The 19,887-nt window shown below is 71.8% G+C and carries 11 protein-coding genes; 4 read left to right on the top strand and 7 right to left on the bottom strand.

Annotation, left to right across the window (positions count from 1 at the left end):
- Positions 1-49: 49 nt before the first annotated feature.
- Both coaE and J3P41_RS18825 read right to left on the bottom strand, forming a co-directional pair.
- Positions 50-667, bottom strand: a complete 618-nt coding sequence (coaE, locus tag J3P41_RS18300; protein ID WP_307862072.1) for a dephospho-CoA kinase — start codon at positions 665-667, stop codon at positions 50-52.
- The gene (locus J3P41_RS18825; RefSeq protein WP_307862073.1) at positions 664-1,047 is read right to left on the bottom strand and encodes a MarR family transcriptional regulator; all 384 of its coding nucleotides are present in this window, start codon (positions 1,045-1,047) and stop codon (positions 664-666) included. Before J3P41_RS18825 ends, coaE begins: the two co-directional genes overlap by 4 nt.
- 165 nt (positions 1,048-1,212) lie before the next feature.
- Here J3P41_RS18825 and J3P41_RS18305 point away from each other — a divergent pair, with 165 nt between their 5' ends.
- A complete protein-coding gene (locus J3P41_RS18305; RefSeq protein ID WP_210652175.1) occupies positions 1,213-3,048 on the top strand; it encodes an ABC transporter ATP-binding protein in 1,836 nt (611 codons plus the stop codon).
- A gap of 10 nt (positions 3,049-3,058) precedes the next feature.
- Here the strand turns inward: J3P41_RS18305 and J3P41_RS18310 are convergent, their stop codons facing one another.
- Positions 3,059-4,345 (bottom strand): aminotransferase class I/II-fold pyridoxal phosphate-dependent enzyme, encoded by a 1,287-nt coding sequence (locus J3P41_RS18310; protein WP_210652176.1) that lies wholly within the window; start codon positions 4,343-4,345, stop codon positions 3,059-3,061.
- A 31-nt stretch (positions 4,346-4,376) separates the two neighbouring features.
- Entirely contained in the window at positions 4,377-5,327 is a 951-nt protein-coding gene (locus J3P41_RS18315; protein ID WP_307862074.1) for a helix-turn-helix domain-containing protein, read from the bottom strand.
- 93 nt (positions 5,328-5,420) lie between these two features.
- Here J3P41_RS18315 and J3P41_RS18320 point away from each other — a divergent pair, with 93 nt between their 5' ends.
- Both J3P41_RS18320 and J3P41_RS18325 read left to right on the top strand, forming a co-directional pair.
- A complete protein-coding gene (locus J3P41_RS18320; RefSeq protein ID WP_210652180.1) occupies positions 5,421-5,579 on the top strand; it encodes a hypothetical protein in 159 nt (52 codons plus the stop codon).
- 143 nt (positions 5,580-5,722) lie between these two features.
- Positions 5,723-13,444, top strand: coding sequence for a PKD domain-containing protein (locus tag J3P41_RS18325; RefSeq protein ID WP_210652182.1), 7,722 nt, complete (start codon positions 5,723-5,725; stop codon positions 13,442-13,444).
- 86 nt (positions 13,445-13,530) lie between these two features.
- Here J3P41_RS18325 and J3P41_RS18330 read toward each other — a convergent pair whose 3' ends face one another.
- From J3P41_RS18330 to J3P41_RS18340, 3 genes are all read right to left on the bottom strand, one after another.
- On the bottom strand, positions 13,531-14,373 hold the full coding sequence (locus J3P41_RS18330; RefSeq protein ID WP_210652184.1) for a patatin-like phospholipase family protein: 843 nt from the start codon (positions 14,371-14,373) through the stop codon (positions 13,531-13,533).
- A 99-nt stretch (positions 14,374-14,472) separates the two neighbouring features.
- Complete coding sequence (gene rpsA, locus J3P41_RS18335; protein WP_210652186.1) at positions 14,473-15,954, bottom strand: 30S ribosomal protein S1; 1,482 nt, start codon at positions 15,952-15,954, stop codon at positions 14,473-14,475.
- Positions 15,955-16,150: 196 nt separating this feature from the next.
- Positions 16,151-17,065 (bottom strand): phosphotransferase, encoded by a 915-nt coding sequence (locus J3P41_RS18340; RefSeq protein WP_307862075.1) that lies wholly within the window; start codon positions 17,063-17,065, stop codon positions 16,151-16,153.
- 165 nt (positions 17,066-17,230) lie between these two features.
- Between J3P41_RS18340 and J3P41_RS18345 the strand changes: the two genes are divergently transcribed.
- On the top strand, positions 17,231-19,792 hold the full coding sequence (locus J3P41_RS18345; protein ID WP_210652189.1) for an Ig-like domain-containing protein: 2,562 nt from the start codon (positions 17,231-17,233) through the stop codon (positions 19,790-19,792).
- The last annotated feature ends 95 nt before the right edge of the window (positions 19,793-19,887 follow it).

Genomic DNA, 19,887 nt, shown 5'->3' on the forward strand with positions numbered 1-19,887 from the left:
CCGGCCGGGGCGCGCCGACCCCGAAACGTCGCCGCGACGACGTACGGCGTCAGGGCGCGCCGCCGCTGTCCGCCGCCAGCGCGGCAAGCTCGTCGTAGATCCGCTCGACCTGCGCACGCAGCCCGGCCAGCGTGCCGGTGTTGTCGACCACGTGCGTGGCGATCGCCAGCCGGTCCTCGCGGCTGGCCTGGGCGGCGATGCGGGACTCGGCGTCCGCGCGGGACCAGCCCCGGTCCTCGACCATGCGGGCAACCTGGAGCTCGACCGGGGCGTCGACCACGACCACCGCGTCGAAGGAGCCGGCGCGCCCGCCCTCGGCGAGCAGCGGGATGTCGTGCACGACCACTGCTCCGGCCGGGGCCGCGGCCTCGAGCTGCGCTCCGCGCTCGTGGACGAGCGGGTGGACGATCGCCTCGAGGCGCCGTCGGGCTGCCGGGTCGGCGAAGACCAGGCGTGCCACGGCGGGACGGTCGAGCTCTCCCCCGCTGGTCAGGACGTCGGGACCGAACTCCGCGACGACGGCCGCGAGTCCCGGCGTGCCGCGCGCGACGACCTCGCGGGCCAGCGCGTCCGCGTCGACCACCACGGCGCCCAGGTCGGCCAGGATCGACGACACCGTGCTCTTCCCCGACGCGATGCCCCCGGTCAACCCGACGCGAACGGTCACCGGTCCTCCCCCACGACGACGAGCAAGATGTCGTGCAGCGTACGGCGCTGCGCCGGCGCCAGCACGTCCAGGACCCGCGCGGACGCGTCCCGGCGCACGTCCTCGATCCGGACGACGAGGTCTCGGCCCTCGTCGGTGAGGGTGAGCGTGGTGGCGCGCCGGTCGCTGGGGTCCGGTGCGCGCCGGACCCATCCGTGCTCGACCAGCGCCTCGACCACCTCGGTCGCCGAGCGGGGCGCGATGTGCAGCGTCTCGGCGAGCTCCGACGGGCGGATGCCCTCCCCGTTCGACGCCAGCACGCGGAGCGCGCGCGACTGCGACGGGGTGACCTCCCAGCGCGCCAGCGACTCCGCCCAGGCGCGCCGGACCCTGCGAGCCACGGCCAGCACCAGGTCCCCCGTGTCGGCCGGTGACGGTGACGGCGAGGGTGCCCGAGAGCGTGCTGGGGTGGGACCGGGAACGACCACGGAATATTTCCGCCCTGACTCGAGTTGACCGGATGGTGAGGTTACCTCACTATTCCGACCCAGAGAGGAGCTGGTCGCATGGATGACCACTCTGACTCCCGTGCACCCCGCCGCAGCCGCGCGGGCCGCCCGGACCCCGCCGACCTGCGCCAGCTGGCGGACTCGCCGGTGTCGCTGCGCCGCGTCGCACGCCTCTTCGCGCCCCACCGGGGCGCTCTCGCCGTCGTCGTCGCGCTCATCGTGGTGAGCTCGACGGTCTCCCTCGCCCAGCCCTTCCTCGTCCGCCACGTCATCGACGAGGCCCTGCCCCGCCAGGACGTGGGCCTGCTGGTGCTCTGCGTGGCCGCCATGCTCGGCGTCGCGATCGCGACCGCCGTCATTGGCGTCGTGCAGACCTGGCTGTCCACGGCCGTGGGCCAGCGGGTCATGCACCGACTGCGCAGCGATCTCTTCGCCCACCTGCAGCGACAGTCGCTCGGCTTCTTCACCCGCACCCGCGGCGGCGAGGTGCAGTCGCGGCTGGTCAACGACATCGGCGGCATGCAGGGGGTCGTGACGCAGACCGCCACCTCGATCGCGGCCAACCTCACCGTCGTCGTCGGCACGGCGGTCGCCATGGTCGCGCTGAGCTGGCGCCTGGCGCTCATCTCCCTGGTGGTCCTGCCCCCAGCCGTCGTGCTGACCCGGCAGGTCGCGCGCATGCGCCACCGGATCACCGCGGAGCGGCAGCGTCGGCTGGCCGACCTGCACGGGCAGATCGAGGAGGGCCTCTCGGTCAGCGGCGTCGCCCTGACCAAGACCTTGGGAGCCGCGCCGCGGCTGACCGCTCGCTTCGAGGAGACCTCCGCGGACCTGGTCGGGCTGGAGATCCGCTCCCGCCTCGCCGGACGCTGGCGGATGGCGACGATGACCGTCGTCTTCGCTGCCGTGCCCGCCGCGATCTACCTCGCCGCCGGCTTCCCCGCGACGTCCGGCGGGATGACGATCGGCACGCTGGTGGCGTTCGTCGCGCTCCAGGGTGGCGTGTTCCGTCCGCTCATGGGCCTGCTCAACGTGGGGGTCGACGTCACCGCGTCACTCGCCCTGTTCAGCCGCATCTTCGAGTACGCCGACCTCCCGGTGGAGATCGCCGAACCCGCCGAGCCGGTGGCGCTGGACCGCGCCGCGGCGAGCGGTGAGGTCAGGTTCCGAGACGTCGGCTTCGCCTACGACCCCGACCGGCCGGTGCTCGGCGGCATCGACCTCCTGGTCCCGGCCGGCACGACCCTGGCGCTCGTCGGCGAGACGGGAAGCGGCAAGTCGACGCTCGCCTCGCTGGTCGCCCGGCTCCACGACGTCACCAGCGGCGCGGTGAGCATCGACGACGTCGACGTGCGCGACCTGGCCGCGGCAGACCTGGCCGCGCTCGTCGGCGTGGTCACCCAGGAGACGTACCTCATGCACGCCAGCGTCCGTGACAACCTCCGGCACGCCCGCCCGGACGCCACCGACGACGAGATCGAGCAGGCCTGCCGCACCGCGCGCATCCACGACGTCGTGACCTCGCTGCCCGAGGGCTACGACACGGTCGTGGGATCTCGCGGGCACCGGTTCTCCGGCGGGGAGCAGCAGCGCCTCGCGATCGCCCGGACGCTGCTACGCGACCCGACCGTGCTGGTCCTGGACGAGGCGACCAGCGCCCTCGACAACGAGACCGAGCGGGCCGTCCTGGCCGCGCTCGACGACGTGACCCGCACTCGCACCACGATCACCGTCGCGCACCGGTTGTCGACGGTGCGCGAGGCCGACCAGATCGCCGTCCTGCACCGGGGTCGCGTGGTCGAGCTCGGCACCCACGAGGAGCTGCTGCTCCACGGCGGGCGCTACGCCGACCTGGTGCGCAGCGGGCTCCGTCCCGAGCCTGCCGCCGCCTGAGCCGATCGGGTCAGGCGTTCGCGCCGACCGCCTGCTCGAGTGCCGCGAGCAGCACGCACGTCGCCACTGCCTCCATCGCCTCGGTCACCTCGGCGAGCGGCGGCATCGTCGGCGCCAGCCGGATGTTGGTGTCGCGGGGGTCCTGCTTGTAGGGGAACGACGACCCGGCTGGGGTCAGCGCGATGCCGGCCTCGCGGGCCAGCGCGACGACCCGGCTCGCCGTGCCGGGCACGACGTCGAGGTTCACGAAGTACCCACCGGCCGGCGTGTTCCACGTCGCGACACCGCGGCCGCCCAGCCGCTCGCTGAGCACGCGGTCCACCTCGGCGAACTTCGGCGCGATGATCTCGCGGTGCTTGACCATGTGCTCGCGCACGCCCTGCGCGGACCCGAAGAACTCCACGTGGCGCAGGTGGTTGACCTTGTCGGGCCCGATCGAGCCGTTGCCGAGGTGGCCGAGGTACCACTCGACGTTCGCCGTCGAGGCGGCCAGGAAGGCCACGCCTGCTCCCGCGAAGGTGATCTTCGACGTGGACGCGAACATGATCGGCCGGTGCGGGTGGTCGGCGGCCGAGGCCAGCGTGAGGATGTCGGCGCTCTTGGCCTCGTCCTCGGTGAGGTGGTGCAGCGCGTAGGCGTTGTCCCAGAAGATCTTGAAGTCCGGCGCCGCGGTCGGCATCGCGGCCAGGCGAGCCGCCACCTCCTGGCTGACCACCGCACCGGTCGGGTTGGCGTACGTCGGCACGACCCACATGCCCTTGATGCTCGGATCGTCGGCCACCAGCGCGGCGACGGCGTCGGCGTCCGGACCGTCGTCGTGCATGGCGACGGTGACCATCTCGACGCCGAGGCTCTCGAGCAGGGTGAAGTGGCGGTCGTATCCGGGCACCGGGCAGATGAAGCGCACCCTCTCCTCGCGACCCCACGGGCGCTCGGAGTCCACGCCGCCGAAGAGCATCAGGTACACGAGGCAGTCGCGCATCATCGACAGGCTGGAGTTGCCGCCGGCCACCACCTGGTCCGGCTCGACCCACAGCAGCTCGGCGAACATCTCCCGCAGCTCGCGCAGCCCCGCGAGCCCGCCGTAGTTGCGCACGTCGACGCCGGCGGAGTCCCGGGTGCTGGTCGGCAGCCGCAGGAGCTCGTCGGCCAGGTCGAGCTGCTGGGACGACGGCTTGCCGCGGGTCAGGTCGAGCTTGTGCCCGCGCGCCTGGAGCGCGGCGTACGCCGCCCGCTGCTCCTCGAGCAGGGCGGCGAGGTCGTCGGCGGACAGGTCGGCCAGCGCAGTCGCGTTCACACGCGCAAGGCTACCGAGGGTCGAGGCGGCCTCACGCCGGCGTCCGGAACGTGCGGCGGTACTCCTGCGGGCTGACCCCGCGGGCCCGGCCGAAGTGGTGGCGCAGCGTCGCGGCGTTGCCGAACCCGACCTCGGCGGCCACCCAGTCGATGGAGTGGTCGGTCTGCTCGAGCAGCTCCTGCGCGGCGCGCACGCGCTCGCCCAGGATCCAGCTGTACGGCGTCGTGCCGGTCTCCTCCTTGAAGCGCCGCGCGAAGGTGCGGCCCGACATGTGCACCTGCCGGGCCAGCGTCTCGACGTCGAGGTCCTCGGCCAGGTTCGCGCTGATCCACGCCAGCAGCGGCGCCAGCGCCTCGGACTCGCAGACCGGGACCGGACGGGCGATGAACTGCGCCTGCCCGCCGTCGCGGTGCGGAGGCACGACCATCCGCCGCGCGGTCGTGGCGGCGACGCGCGCGCCGAAGTGCTGGCGCATCACGTGGAGCGCGGCGTCGAGACCGGCGGCCGACCCCGCCCCGGTCACGACCGGCCCGTCCTGGACGTAGAGGACGTTGCCGTCGATGTCGGCCTCCGGGTGCCGCGCGGCCAGCTCGTCGACGTGGCGCCAGTGCGTGGTGGCCCGCCGGCCGTCGAGGAGGCCGGCCTCGCCGAGGATGAAGGCGGCGGTGCAGTGCGCGAAGACCTGGGCGCCACGGTCGTGGGCGGCCCGGACCAGTTCCACCACCTCCGGCGACGGCTCGCGGTAGTCGCGCTTGGGGATCAGGCAGACGAGGTCCGCGTCGGCTGCGTCGGCCAGCGAGTGCTCGACGTGGAGGTCGTAGCCGGTGGCGCCCCGCACGCGCCCGGGCCGTGGAGTGGCGACGACGAAGTCGAACACGGGGTTGTCGTCCTCCGGGTGGTAGGGCTCGCCCCACACCTCGCAGATCGAGCCGAGCCCGAACGGCTCGGCGCCGTCCTGCACCACTGCGGCGACCTTCCTCACCGCGCCAGGGTGCACCACCGGTGGCAGGAAATCAACCAGAACTGGCGTTCCTGCCACTCGTGGCAGGAAGTTCATGAGCGGAGACTTACTGCCATGACCACCATCCTCCTGCTCCTGCTCCTGACCGCGGGCATCGCCTCGCTCGTCGACTACGTCCGCCACGACCGGTTCGCCGGCCCTGCGTCCACCCGTCACCCGATCGACGATCTCGGCCCGGTCGACGTACGGCGACACCTGGTGCCCCGCGGCTGAACACCGGGCCGGAGTCGTGTTCTGGCGCCTGCGGTGCAACTTTTGCTTGACCTGAAGCAAAAGTCAGCCCTAGCGTGATGCCCGTCACAGGACCGCACGCCTGTGGTGGCCCACTCGAACTCGGCTTGTGGAAGGCCCCTCCCATGCACCTGCGGTCTCGCCGGATCGTCGTCCCCCTGCTCGCCCTCCTGACCGGCCTCGCGCTGGCCCTCGGCCTGACCGCGCCCGTCGCGGCTGCCGTCCCCGACCCGGTCGCACCAACGGTCGAGTCCGGCCCCGCCGACGCAGAGCCGTCGCCGGGCGCTGACGCGTCGCGCGATAAGGACGCCCCGCAGAAGTCCCCCGCGACGAGCGCCGCCGCCGCGGACGCGGACGCGCCGGACCTCTCGAAGTTCCAGAAGGTCGTCCTGGGTCAGGGCACCGGGCTGGGCGAGGTCATGGAGCTCACCGTCGCCCCCGACGGTCGCGTCTTCTTCATCACCCGCGCCGGCGACATCTCGATGTACGACCCCGCCGACGGCAGCATCGAGATCATCATGAACAACCCCGCCCTCGGCGTGTGGAGCGGCCTCGAGGACGGCGGCTTGGGCATCACGCTCGACCCGGACTTCGCCACGAACAACTGGATCTACGTCTACTACGCACCGCTGCCCGCCTCGCACAACGCCAACCGGCTCTCCCGGCTCACGGTCGAGACCGACGGCGACGGCGAGACCTTCATCGACAAGGACTCCGAGAAGGTCATCCTCGAGGTCGGCACCCAGCGCAACGTGTGCTGCCACTCCGCCGGGTCGCTGCAGTTCGGCGACGGCGGCGTCCTGCACCTGGCCACCGGCGACAACACCTCCTCCTCCGACAACGACGGCTACTCCCCCCACGACGAGCGACCGGGCCGCTCGGACTACGACGCCCAGAAGTCCTCGGCCAACACCAACGACCTCCGGGGCAAGATCCTGCGCGTCATCCCCCGCGGCGACGACGCGGGCGACGTCGACCCGACCCCCGGCGACGGCATCTCGTACGACATCCCCGAGGGCAACCTGTTCGGTGAGGGCGGCGCATACCCGACGGCGCTCTACCCGGACGCCGACCCGGCGAAGACGCGGCCCGAGATCTTCGTGATGGGCGTGCGCAACCCCTACCGCCTCGGGGTGGACGCCGACACCGACGTCCTCTACTGGGGCGAGGTCGGCCCGGACTCGCGGGTCAACAGCCCCAACCGCGGCCCGCGCCACTTCGAGGAGTTCAACCGCACCGACGTGCCGATGAACGGCGGGTGGCCCTACTGCGGCGGCGAGGTCGGAGCCGACCTGACGAAGATGGACTTCGGCGGCGCCTACGTCGACTGGGACTTCGTGGCCAACCGCTACCGCACGAACCCCGACGGCACGCCCAAGCGCTTCCCGTGCAACGACCCCGACGAGATGGCGAACGTCAACGACTCCCCCAACAGCACCGGGCTGCAGTCGCTGCCGCCGATGACGGACGCGTGGATCCCCTACTCCGACGTCGCCCCCTACAAGTACCCGGCCGTCCAGGGCTCCACCCCGACCGGCGGTCAGGTCTACCGCCAGTCGCAGAACACCGCGGCGAAGGAGACAGCCTTCCCGGCCCACTACGAGGGCTCGTACTTCATGTCGGAGATGAGCCGCGGCTGGATCAAGGAAGTCCGGATGGACGCCGAGGGCAACATCGTGGCGATCAACGACTTCATGAGCGGCTTCGTGGCCCCCGGCGACCTCGAGTTCGGCCCCGACGGGTCGATGTACGTCCTGGAGTACGGCACCGGCTTCTTCTCCGGCTCGCCGCAGACCAAGCTCGTCCGCATCGACTACGCCATCAACGGCTCGGCCCCGGTGGCCAGGGCCGACGCCGACGTGACGGAGGGCGACGCGCCCCTGTCGGTGGAGTTCACGAGCGCAGGCACCAGCGACCCCGACGGTGACGACGTGACCTTCGCGTGGGACCTCGACGGTGACGGCGAGACCGACTCGACCGAGGCGAACCCGTCCTACACCTACGAGACCGTCGGCGACTACACCGCCCTGCTCACCGTGACCGACGCGACCGGCAAGTCCGCGACCGCGCAGGTCGTGGTCAACGTCGGCAACACCGCACCCCGGGTCGAGATCGAGCTGCCGGCCGACGGCGGGTTCTACTCCTCCGGCGACGACATCCCGTTCGTCGTCGACGTGCAGGACGCGGAGGAGACGGTCGACTGCTCGGAGGTGGTCGTGCAGGAGGGCCTCGGCCACGACCTGCACGTCCACCCCAACCTGTCGGTCAACGGCTGCGAGGGCACGATCCGCACTGCCGCCTCGGCCGACCACGGTCCCGACGCCAACACCTACGGCGTGCTGATCGCGACCTACCGCGACGGCGGCGCCAACGACGGTGCCAACGCGCCCCTGACGGGCAGCGACACCGTCATCCTCCAGCCCAAGCTGCGCCAGGCCGAGCACGCCACCAACCGCCAGGGCGTGGGCTACACCGGCTACGACGACAAGTCCGGCACCCGTCCCGGTGGCGGCGGCCTGATCACCGGCATGGGCAACAACGACTGGGTGATGTTCGACCCGATGAGCCTGGTCAACATGACCGACGTGTCGATCCGCTACTCCGGCGGGCCGCAGTCCGGCGCGACCATCCAGCTGCGTGCCGGCGCTCCCGACGGCCCGGTGGTGGCCACGGTGCCGCTCGCCGGCGGCACCGAGGGGCAGTACTTCTACAAGACCGTCAGCGCACCCATCAGCGCCCGCGACGCCGACACCGGCGGCCGCCCGCTCTACTTCGTCTACTCCGGCAACGGCGAGATGAACTTCGACGAGTTCAGCGTCGAGGGCAAGGGTGTCGCCGGCAACACCTCGCCGGTGATCGAGTCGGCCACCGCCACCCCCGGTGACGGCCTCGCGCCGCTCGACGTCGACTTCGCGGTGGAGGCCAGCGACCCCGACGGCGACGACATCACCTACACCTGGGACTTCGGTGTCGCGGGCACCGACGACGACACGGCCACGACCGCCACGGCGTCGTGGACCTACCCCGAGCCCGGGGAGTACACCGCGACCGTCACGGTCGAGGACGAGACCGGCAAGAGCACGAGCAAGGCGGTCGCCGTGACCGTCCGTCAGCCCTGCGCGAGCGCGCCGACGCCCGACCCGGGCTACGAGCTGCTCTTCGACGGCACCGACCTGAGCTCGTGGAAGCAGGCAGGTCCCGGCGGCTTCACGGTCGAGAACTGCCAGCTCACCAGCTTCGGCGGGCTCGGACTGCTCTGGTACTCCGAACGCACGTTCGCCGACTACACGGTGAAGCTGCAGTTCAAGCTGTCCGACGACGGCGACAACTCCGGCGTCTTCACCCGGTTCCCCGACCCGGGCACCGACCCGTGGGTCGCGGTCGACGGCGGTCACGAGATCCAGATCAAGGAGGGCCAGCCCGGCGACGAGCCGCAGAAGACCGGCTCGGTCTACAACTTCGACCGCGAGGACGCGCGCAACGCCCGACCGATCGGTGAGTGGAACGACTACGAGATCACCGTGCGGGGCCAGACCTACACGATGACGCTCAACGGCCAGGTGGTGAACGAGTACACCTCCGACGGCTCCCGCGGCACCGACGGCTACATCGGCCTGCAGAACCACGGCAACGCCGACGAGGTGAGCTTCCGCAACATCCAGATCAAGGAGCTCGAGGTCGAGGAGCCCTTCGTCAACACCGTGTCCGCCGACCCCGTGCGCGGCGGTGCCCCGCTGAACGTCGACTTCACCGCCGAGGGCGTGGACCGGCAGGGTGACGACATCACCTACGAGTGGGACTTCGGCGACGGCTCCGCCCCCGTCACGGGCGGTGCGGAGGTGTCCCACACCTACACCGACGGCGGCACGTACACGGCGTCCGTCACCCCGGTGGACGCCTCGGGCAACCGTGGGCTGACCCGGGAGACCGAGGAGATCACCGTCCTCGTCGACCCGGTCGCCACCGCGACCGCCGCGCCCCGCTGCGGCGTGCTTCCGCTGCAGGTCGAGTTCGACGCGTCCGCAACCGACCCGCAGGACCAGGCGGTCACCTGGAAGTGGGACTTCGGCGTCGACGGCACGACCGACGACACCTCGACGGAGCAGTCGCCGTCGTGGACCTACACGCAGGCGGGCGAGTACACCGCGACCGTCACCGCGACGGACCCCGACGGCAACACCGGCACCAGCCCGGTGCGCATCGAGGTGCTCGCCGACGGCGAGTGCCGGCCGGTGGCCGACCTCTCGGAGCTGTTCAACAACGACGGCATCTCCACCGACGCCAACCCCGGCGACGGCAACTTCGACGGCGGAGGCTGGAGCTTCGCCGCGGAGCTCCTCCCCCAGGCCGTGCTCCCCGACGGCGGACAGGTGCGCCTCAACGGGGTGGACTACGAGTTCGGCAGCCCCGCCGACGGGCAGCTCAACAACGTCGAGGCTGACGGCCAGGTCATCGACCTGCCCACCGGCACCTACGACGAGCTGGCCGTCCTCGCCACCGCCCACAACGGCGACGTGCAGGAGGAGGGGACGGTGACCTACGCCGACGGCACCACTGCCCAGGTGCCGCTGCAGTTCACCGACTGGGCCGTCACCCCGAAGTTCGGCGAGGAGATCGCGATCGACATGCCGTACCGCCACAACGGCGGCGGCGACACCTCGCCGCGGGTCATGATCTTCAGCCAGCGGATCCCGCTCGAGGCGGGCAAGCAGGCCGACACGCTGACCCTGCCCGCGAACCCCAAGCTGCACGTCTTCGCAGTCTCCGGCGCCCGCGCCGAGGACCCCGCGCCCCCGTGCGAGCAGCCCGAGCGGTCCGACGAGTTCAACGACACCGAGCTGCTCGACAACTGCCACTGGACGGTTCGGCGCCCCGACGAGACGGCGTACGACGTCTCGGGCGGCGCCCTGCGCCTGACCGCGCGACCCGGCGAGTACAACGACACCAGCAACATCGTCACCCAGGACGCACCCGACGGAGCGTGGACGGCGACGTCCAAGCTCACGTGGGACCCCACGGAGGCGGGTCAGCAGGCCGGACTCGTGGTCGCCGGGAGCGGCGGCTCCGGGTTCGCGAAGCTCACCTTCGTCGACAAGGGCGACGACAACGAGTGGATCGAGTTCCTCAAGTCCTCGACACCTGCCAACAACTTCGACTTCGGCGGCAACTGGAACACCGGTGGCGGCAGCTTCGACGGGCCCTTCCTGCCCGACGACTTCCCGACCACCTTCTGGCTGCGGCTGACCTCGGACGGCACCCAGCTGCGTGGCTACTACTCCACCGACGGGAACGAGTTCGTCCAGGTCGGTGACCCCCGCGCGCTCGCCGGCATCACCAACCCGCGGGTCGGCGTGATGGCACTCAAGGGCGGAGCGCCGGGCGACCCGGTCGCGAGCTTCGACTTCTTCCGCTGGTCCGGCCAGCAGCAGGGCGAGGCCCCGACCGTGACGGCGGCTGCCGAGCCCACCTCCGGCACCGCGCCGCTCGACGTCGACTTCAGCGCCGAGGGGACCGACCCCGAGGGCGGAGAGCTCGACTACGCCTGGGACTTCGGCGTGAGCGGCACGCAGGACGACACCGCCGACACGGCCGACGCCTCCTGGACGTACACCGAGCCGGGCAGCTACACCGCGACGGTCACGGTCACCGACCCGGACGGGCAGACCGCCGAGGACACCGTCGAGGTCGTCGTCGAGGAGCCGGCGCAGGGCCGGACCTGGGTCGTCGACGCGGTCGACGAGGCGCGAGGCAACTACTGGCGCTCGGCGGACACCGGGACGTCGACGGTCACCGTCGAGGTCGGCGACACGGTCGAGTGGCAGTTCGACCAGGCCACGATGGGCCACGACCTGACCTCGTTGAACTCCGGCAGCACGTGGCAGCCCGAGCTCCAGGAGTACCGCAACCCCAACGGCGAGCCGGTGCGCTACACCTTCACCAAGCCCGGGACCTACGAGTACTGGTGCAGCATCCACGGCGCCACCATGCGCGGCACCGTGGTGGTGGAGGAGCCCGCGCCGGACAACCGTCCGCCGACCGCCAACCCCATGGTCGACCCGCGGACCGGAGCCGCCCCCCTCTACGTCCACTTCGAGGCCAACGCCACCGACCCCGACGGCGACGACCTCACCTACCTGTGGGACTTCGGACAGGGCGACACCTCGACCTCGAGCCACGCCCACTTCAACTACACCGAGCCGGGCTCGTACACCGCGTCCCTGACCGTCCGAGACGGCAAGGGCGGGACCTATGAGAAGTCGTTCCCGATCACCGTCACCGGTGAGGCGCCGCGCGTCAGCGCGACGGCCACCCCGACGAGCGGGCGGGCTCCCCTGGTGGTCGCCTTCTCCGGGAACGCCCAGGACGACCAGGGCAACACCATCACCTACCAGTGGGACTTCGGTGACGGCACGACGTCGATGGAGGGCCCCAAGCCGCTCGCCCAGCACACCTACACCGAGCCGGGCAGCTACCAGGCGAAGCTCACCGCGACGGACCCCGACGGCAACACGGGGTCGGCCACCGTGCGCATCGACGTCGAGGCGCTGCCCGAGATCGAGGCGACCGCGACCCCGACGACCGGGGACGCACCGCTCGACGTGCAGTTCGACACGACGGTGAAGACCGCCGGCGAGTTCTCCGCCTACTCGCACGGGTCGCACGTCTACCCGGACGCGGCCGGCACGGCCACGATGATCAGGTCTGCGGGCAGGACGGTCACGACGATCGACGTCACCGGGGTCAAGCCCAACGCCGAGCACATGGTGCACGTGCACGAGAAGGCGTGCGGCGACGAGCTCGGCGGGGTGCACTTCCGCTTCGACGAGAGCAAGCCGTTCTCCGAGGAGAACGAGATCTGGCCCGCGTTCACCTCGGACGCGGACGGGGCCAGCGGTCCGATCGTGGTCACGAGCACCCAGCGGGCCGGCGCCAAGGCTGTCTCGATCGTGGTCCATGACCCGGACAACCCGGCCAGGCGGATCGCGTGCGTCGACCTCGACCCGAGCACCGCCGGGCTCACCTACGACTGGGACTTCGGCGACGGCAGCACCGCCGAGGGAGCCGAGCCGACGCACACGTACACCGAGCCGGGCACCTACACGGCCACGGTGACCGTGGGCAGCCAGGACGGCACGGACGAGGTCACCGACACCGTCGAGATCGTCGTCACCGGCGACGACCCGACCGACCCGACCGACCCGACCGACCCGACGGACCCGACGGACCCGACCGACCCGACGGACCCGACCGACCCGACCGATCCGACCGACCCGACCGACCCGACCGACCCGCCGACGCCGGTGCCCGGTGACACCACTCCCCCGGACACCACCGTCACCGGCGGTCCGACTGGCGCGGCACGCGGCCCGGCGGCGACGTTCACCTTCGCCTCCTCCGAGCCGGGCACCTTCCAGTGCAGCCTGGACGGGGCGCCGTGGGCGGCCTGCTCGTCGCCGGCCACCTTCACCGGGCTCGCCCAGGGCGAGCACGAGCTGAGGGTCCGCGCGGTGGACCGGGCCGGCAACGTCGACGCCAGTCCCGCCGTGCGCAGCTGGACCGTCGACCGCGGCAAGCCGACGGCGCGCGTGGTGTCAGGCGACGACCCGACCCGCGACCGCACGCCCACCGTGCGGGTCCGGATCGGCGACCGGTTCGACCGGCTGCGGGCGGCCGACGTGAAGGTGCGCTTCGACGGCAGGTCCGCGGCGAAGGTGCGGGTGAGCCGGGGCATGCTGACCGCGACGTCCAAGTCACTCGCCCCCGGGCGGCACCGCGTGGTGGTGACGCTCCGCGACGAGGCCGGCAACGTCAGGACGGTCCGCTGGTGGGTCCGCGTCCTGCGCTGAGCCGAACACGCTGAGCCCAGCACGCTGAACCGAGCACGCTGCCGCACCCGCCGGGACTCCCGGCGGGTGCGGCGACGTCGGGGGTCCTATGCCTCCCAGACGGCGCGGACCTGGTCGACCAGCCCACGCGACTGACGCAGGCCCGCCTCGGCCGCTGCCGCCCGCTTGGCCGGGTCCAGCAGGTTGCGACCGAACGACGCCAACGCGTCGGCGTCCGGCGTCACCACCGACCAGGCCCGCGGCGCCACGCGCTCGATCTGCGAGCGGATCGACGTCTTCTTGCTGAACGCGCGCGGCAGCGGGGCGAGCACGACGACACGCTCCGCTCCACGCGCGACGTCGACGTTGGCCGTCGACCGCATGCCGCCGTCCATGTAGGTGCGCTCGCCGATCGCGACCGGCGGCCACACGGTCGGGACCGCGCAGCTCGCCGCGACGGCAGCGACGAGGTCGACGCCGGACTCGGGTGTGAACACCGTGAACTCGCCGCTGACGGTGTCCACGGCGGTCACCCGCAGGTCCCGGTTCGGCCAGTCGTGGACCGGCAGCCGGGCGCGGATGACGCCCTCACGGTCGACGGTCCCGGGCTCGTGCGCGGCTCGAGCGACCCGGCCGACGCGAGCGAGCTTCGCCCGACCGCTGCCGGGCAGTGCGTACGGCGGCACGAGCTTGAGCGCGGCGATGCGCGAGAGCCGGCCGCCGAGCTCGGCGTCGGCGGGCCCGAGCTGTGTGGCGTAGAGCTCGGGCAGCGACAGCCCGTTAGTCACCTGCGCGCCCACCACCGAGCCGGCGGACGTCCCCACGACGATGTCGGCGTCGGTCAGGTCCACCCCCGCTTCGGCGAGACCGGTGAGGATGCCGAGCTCCCAGGCGATACCGGTGATGCCTCCGCCACCGAGGACCAGTGCCGACGTGCCCTGTCGTGTCATGGCGCCAGTTCTAGCGGATCAGCCCTGACGTCGGCACGGACGACGACGGCCCGCCGGGAGTCCCCGGCGGGCCGTCGTGGTGATCGGTCGATCAGCGGATCAGTTGGAGCCGCCGGTCAGCTTCTCGCGAAGCGCCTGCAGCGCCTCGTCCGAGGCGAGCGAGCCGCCGGTGTCGCCACCGGTCTCCGCCGCAGCGTCGCCACCGGAGGAGTACGAGGTGGCCTCGCCGGCCTCCGCCTCGGCGGCCTTGGCCTCGGCCTGCTGCTTGACGTGCTGCTCCCAGCGGGCGTGCGCCTTGGCGTACTGGTCCTCCCAGATCGCACGCTGCTCGTCGTAGCCCTCGAGCCACTCGCCCGTCTCGGGGTCGAAGCCCTCGGGGTAGACGTAGTTGCCCTGCTCGTCGTAGGTCGCGGTCATGCCGTAGAGGGTCGGGTCGAACTCCTCCACGTCAGCGGCGGCCGCGGTCTCGTTGGCCTGCTTGAGCGACAGCGAGATCCGGCGACGCTCGAGGTCGATGTCGATGATCTTGACCATGACGTCGTCGTTGACCTGGACGACCTGCTCGGGGATCTCGACGTGACGCTCGGCGAGCTCGGAGATGTGCACCAGGCCCTCGATGCCCTCCTCGACGCGGACGAACGAACCGAAGGGCACCAGCTTGGTGACCTTGCCGGGGACGATCTGGCCGATCTGGTGGGTGCGGGCGAAGTGCTGCCACGGGTCCTCCTGCGTCGCCTTCAGCGACAGGGAGACACGCTCGCGGTCCATGTCCACGTCGAGGACCTCGACGGTGACCTCGTCGCCCACGGCGACGACCTCGGACGGGTGGTCGATGTGCTTCCAGGAGAGCTCCGAGACGTGCACGAGGCCGTCGACGCCGCCGAGGTCCACGAACGCACCGAAGTTGACGATCGAGGAGACGACGCCCTTGCGGATCTGGCCCTTCTGGAGCTGGGTCAGGAAGCCGTGGCGGACCTCGGACTGGGTCTGCTCGAGCCAGGCACGGCGCGACAGGACCACGTTGTTGCGGTTCTTGTCGAGCTCGATGATCTTCGCCTCGAGCGTCTGGCCGACGTAGGGCTGGAGGTCGCGGACGCGCCGCATCTCCACCAGCGAGGCCGGCAGGAAGCCACGCAGGCCGATGTCGAGGATGAGGCCGCCCTTGACGACCTCGATGACGGTGCCCTCGACGACGCCGTCCTCCTCCTTGACCTGCTCGATGGTGCCCCAGGCCCGCTCGTACTGAGCACGCTTCTTGGACAGGATCAGGCGGCCTTCCTTGTCCTCCTTCTGGAGGACAAGGGCCTCGACCTTGTCGCCGACGGTGACGACCTCGTTGGGGTCGACGTCGTGCTTGATCGACAGCTCGCGCGAGGGGATGACGCCCTCGGTCTTGTAGCCGATGTCGAGCAGGACCTCGTCGCGGTCCACCTTGACGATGGTGCCGTCGACGATGTCACCGTCGTTGAAGTACTTGATGGTCTCGTCGATGGCGGCGAGGAAGTCCTCTTCGGACCCGATGTCGTTGACAGCCACCTGAGGGGCGTCGTAGTCCGGAAGAGTGGAGAGCGTGCTCGTCATATGGGAAGTGATTCCTTGGATGGATGGAGTCGTGCGGACGCACGCAACCGGCTGTTTCACTGGACTCGGCCGGTGACGAGTCACTGACCGGGACACGGCGAGCCCGGGTTCGCTCGGTATGGAAGCCGGGCAGACGACTGGCGCAACACCCGAGCCTACGCGCCCGCGAGGGCACCCGTCCAACCGGGAGGCACGCTCACGCCACGCTCAGCCCGTCGAAGGGCCAGGCGTGGAGGTCGCCGGTGTCGGCGACCGCCCGGAGCAGGGCCTCGGCCCGGTCCGCGACCGGGTTGGTCCCGGCCCGCGACGCGAGGTCGACCAGCGCCCATAGGTCGGCCGCGCGGGCGCCGTCGAGGAGCTCGTCGGCGTCTCCCCCACGCACCAGCGTCCACGCCCGGACGACCGCGTCGACGTACGCCGGGTGACGCTCGAAGCGCAGCAGGTTGCCCACGTCGGTCCACGGGTGTCCGGCGTGCGCGTACTCCCAGTCGAGGACCGCCGTCACGGCGAGCGTCCGGGCGTCGACCAGCACGTTCTTGGGGTTGAGGTCACCGTGCACCAGGCACGTCCGGTCCACCGCGTCGAGGACCTCCTCGGCGGCTCCGGCCACGCCCTCCAGCCGCTCCCGCAGCGCGGCGGGCCAGCGCTCGAGCCGCGCGGCCACCCACTCCGGCAGGTCCGCGTCGGGAAACCGCCCGATCCGCAGCTCGGCGTCGACGAACGGGCCCGGACGCAACATCGGCATGCCGGCGAGAGCGGCGGCGGCGTGGCCCAGTGCACGACCCAGGTCCGCCAGGCCCTGCCCGTCGTCCCCGTCGGTGAGCCGAGCGACGACGAGGTCGCCCCGGTCCCCCGCCATCCAGGACGTGACGAGCAGCCCAGGACGGTCCGACGCGTCGTGGGCACGGCGTACCTCGAGCACCTCCGGCACCGGCACCAGCCCACGCACCAGGCGCAGGACTGCCCCATCGACCTCCGGCGCCTCCGGACCGCGGACGTCGCCGGGCGGGTAGACCCGCACCACCGCGCGCCCGCCGGCCGCCTCGCCGAGGAACGTACGCCCGGAGTAGCCGCCCGCGAGCGGCGTCATGGAGGCGCCGAGCTCAGTCACGGCTCCGATGCTTTCATGCCGCCCGCAGGGGCGGGGACCGCGCATAGTTCGGCCACAATGTGTTACTAGTGCCTCGCAATCTTGTTGCTCTGGCAGGATGGCGTCACTGCTGTGTGGATGTCTCGTGGGTCTGCATCAGCGCTACTTTCACGAGGGGGGAACGACATGCATCTGCACCACCACCGGCGGTCGAGCCGGTTCTCACGCACGGCGGCCGTCGCCATGGCCGTCGTCCTGCCGGGCTCCGTCCTGGCCGTGGGCCAGGCGCCCGCGTCGGCGGCCCCGCTGCCGGCGGCCTACTCCGCCGACGCGAACGCCGACATCGTCGAGCTGGACGCCGATCTGCTCGGCGCCCAGCTGGCCGGGGTGGCGGTCGGACACAGCCGCAGCACCGTCACCAGCACAGCCGCGGACGGCCAGAGCTCCGCGACCTCCGCCAACCTCGGCGGCGCGCTCGGCGGCACCATCCCGCTGAACGTCGACGCAAGGACGATCACCGCACCGCCGTCCGCGGACCCCGGCCCGACAACGCTCCTCGCAGTGCCGTTGGCGCCCGTGGCGCAGGTCGGCGCCATCACCGGCGACCTCGAGGCCGCCTGGGCCGGCGCCAACGCCTGCGTCCCGGCCGCAGCGGACGGGACCCGCCTGCTCTCCGACGCCCACACCAGGCTCGCCGGCCTCACGCTGGCCGACCTGCCCGTGCTCGGCGCCCTGGCGGACGTCGAGGCCTCCGAGACCCGGACGCGCACCTTCCTCGACGACCGCGGCGCCGGCGGGGCGGACGTCGTCTCCCAGGCGACGACCACCGTCGGCGACATCAGCCTGCTCGGCGGCGCGGTGAACGTGGACGTCACCAGCCCGGTCGTGCTCCAGGCGCGCTCGGACGGCACGGACGGCAGCGCCGGCTACGTGAACCCGCCGACGGTGGTGGCCACCGTGGGCGGCCAGCAGATCACCATCCCGGCCAACGGCAACCCGCAGCTCATCCGCCTGCCGCTGCTGCTCGACCCCCTGGCCAACCTGACCATCACGGCGTACGACGCGCAGGACCAGTCCACCGACCCGACCGGCCGGGCCAGCGTCGACGCGCTGCTGCGCATCGACCTCGAGGTCCTCGCCGTGGGAGCGACCCCCGCGGCCGACGTGTCCCTGGCCGTTGCGCCCATGTCCGTCGAGGCCACCGCGCCCGTCGGCGGTGTCGAGTGCGGCGCGCCCGACGTCTCCGCTCCGAGCGCCCCCACGATCGACGCGCCGGTCGACGGCTCGACGACCAACGACCCGACGCCGACCTTCAGCGGCGACGCCGAGCCCGGCTCGACCGTCGTGGTGCGCGACTCGGACGGCGCCGAGGTCTGCTCCGACGTCGCGGACCAGGACGGCGCCTGGAGCTGCACCCCGTCGCAGCCACTCCCGGACGGGACGGATCCCTTCACCGCCACGGCCACCGACGAGGCCGGCAACACCTCTCCCGGTACGACGACGACCTTGACGGTGGACACGACCGCCCCAGCCGTCGCCGTGCTGACGCCGGCCGACGGCTCCTCGACCACCGACGCGACCCCCGCGGTCACGGGCACCGGCGAGCCGGGCGCCTCGATCGAGGTCACCGAGGGTCCCCTCCCCGTGTGCAGCACGACGGTCGCCGTCTCGGGCATGTGGTCGTGCACGCCGTCGCTGCCGCGGCTGCCCGGCGAGCACACGTTCACCGCCACGGCGCGGGACGCGGCGGGCAACACCGGCACCGCCACGACGACCTTCTCCGTCGTCCCCGGCAACGGCGACACCGCACCTCCGAGCGCTCCGACCATCACCAACCCCTCGGACGGCGCCTCGGTCCAGGACACGACGCCGCTGATCACGGGCACCGGCGAGACGGGTGCCACTGTGAGCGTCAGCGAGGGCCCCTCGGTGCACTGCACCGCCGTGGTGCGCGGTGACGGCACGTGGTCCTGCACGCCGACCGCCGCCCTGTCCCTGGGCCAGCACACCGTCACGGCCACGCAGAGTGACGCCAACGGCAACACGAGCCCCGCGGACACGGTCACGTTCACCGTGGTGGCCGGTCCCGGCGACGGGGACGGCGACGGCCTGCCCAACCAGCAGGAAGGGCCGGTCGGCACCAGCCCGCAGGACCCGGACAGTGACGACGACGGGCTGAGCGACGGCGCGGAGGTCAACACGCACCACACCGACCCGCTCGACGCCGACACCGACAACGACGGCCTCACCGACGGCGCCGAGATCAACACGCACCACACCGACCCGCTCGACGCCGACACCGACAACGACGGCCTCACCGACGGCGCGGAGGTCAACGGCGTCAAGATCCGCGAGAAGTTCCGCATCTGCGGCCAGAAGGCCCGCAAGTCGATCACCGTGCGGACCGACCCGCTGCGCAAGGACACCGACAAGGACGGCCTGCGTGACGGCAAGGAGGTCAAGGGCTACAAGATCAAGCAGAAGGTGAAGACCCGCAAGGGGACGTTCATCATCGGCCTGACCCGGTCCAACCCCACGAAGAAGGACACCGACCGCGACGGCCTCAAGGACAAGGTCGAGATGACCGGCAAGGCCAACAAGCGGTTCAAGAAGGCGAAGACCGACCCGAGCAAGTGCGACACCGACCAGGGCGGCATCTCCGACGGCGCCGAGGTCAAGGCACGGTCCAACCCCGCGGACGTGAAGTCCGGCCCGCGCCACCCGCTGGGTCGACGCACGTTCGGCTGACGTCGCATCACTCCTACGGAGCCGGCGCCCCCGGCCGGCCTCTGTGCCGGGGCCCGGCCCCCGTGTCGGGGCGGGCGACGCCCCCGGGGCCGGGG

It is taken from the genome of Nocardioides sp. SYSU D00065 (assembly GCF_017916425.1).
In the GTDB taxonomy this organism is placed as follows: Bacteria; Actinomycetota; Actinomycetes; order Propionibacteriales; family Nocardioidaceae; genus Nocardioides.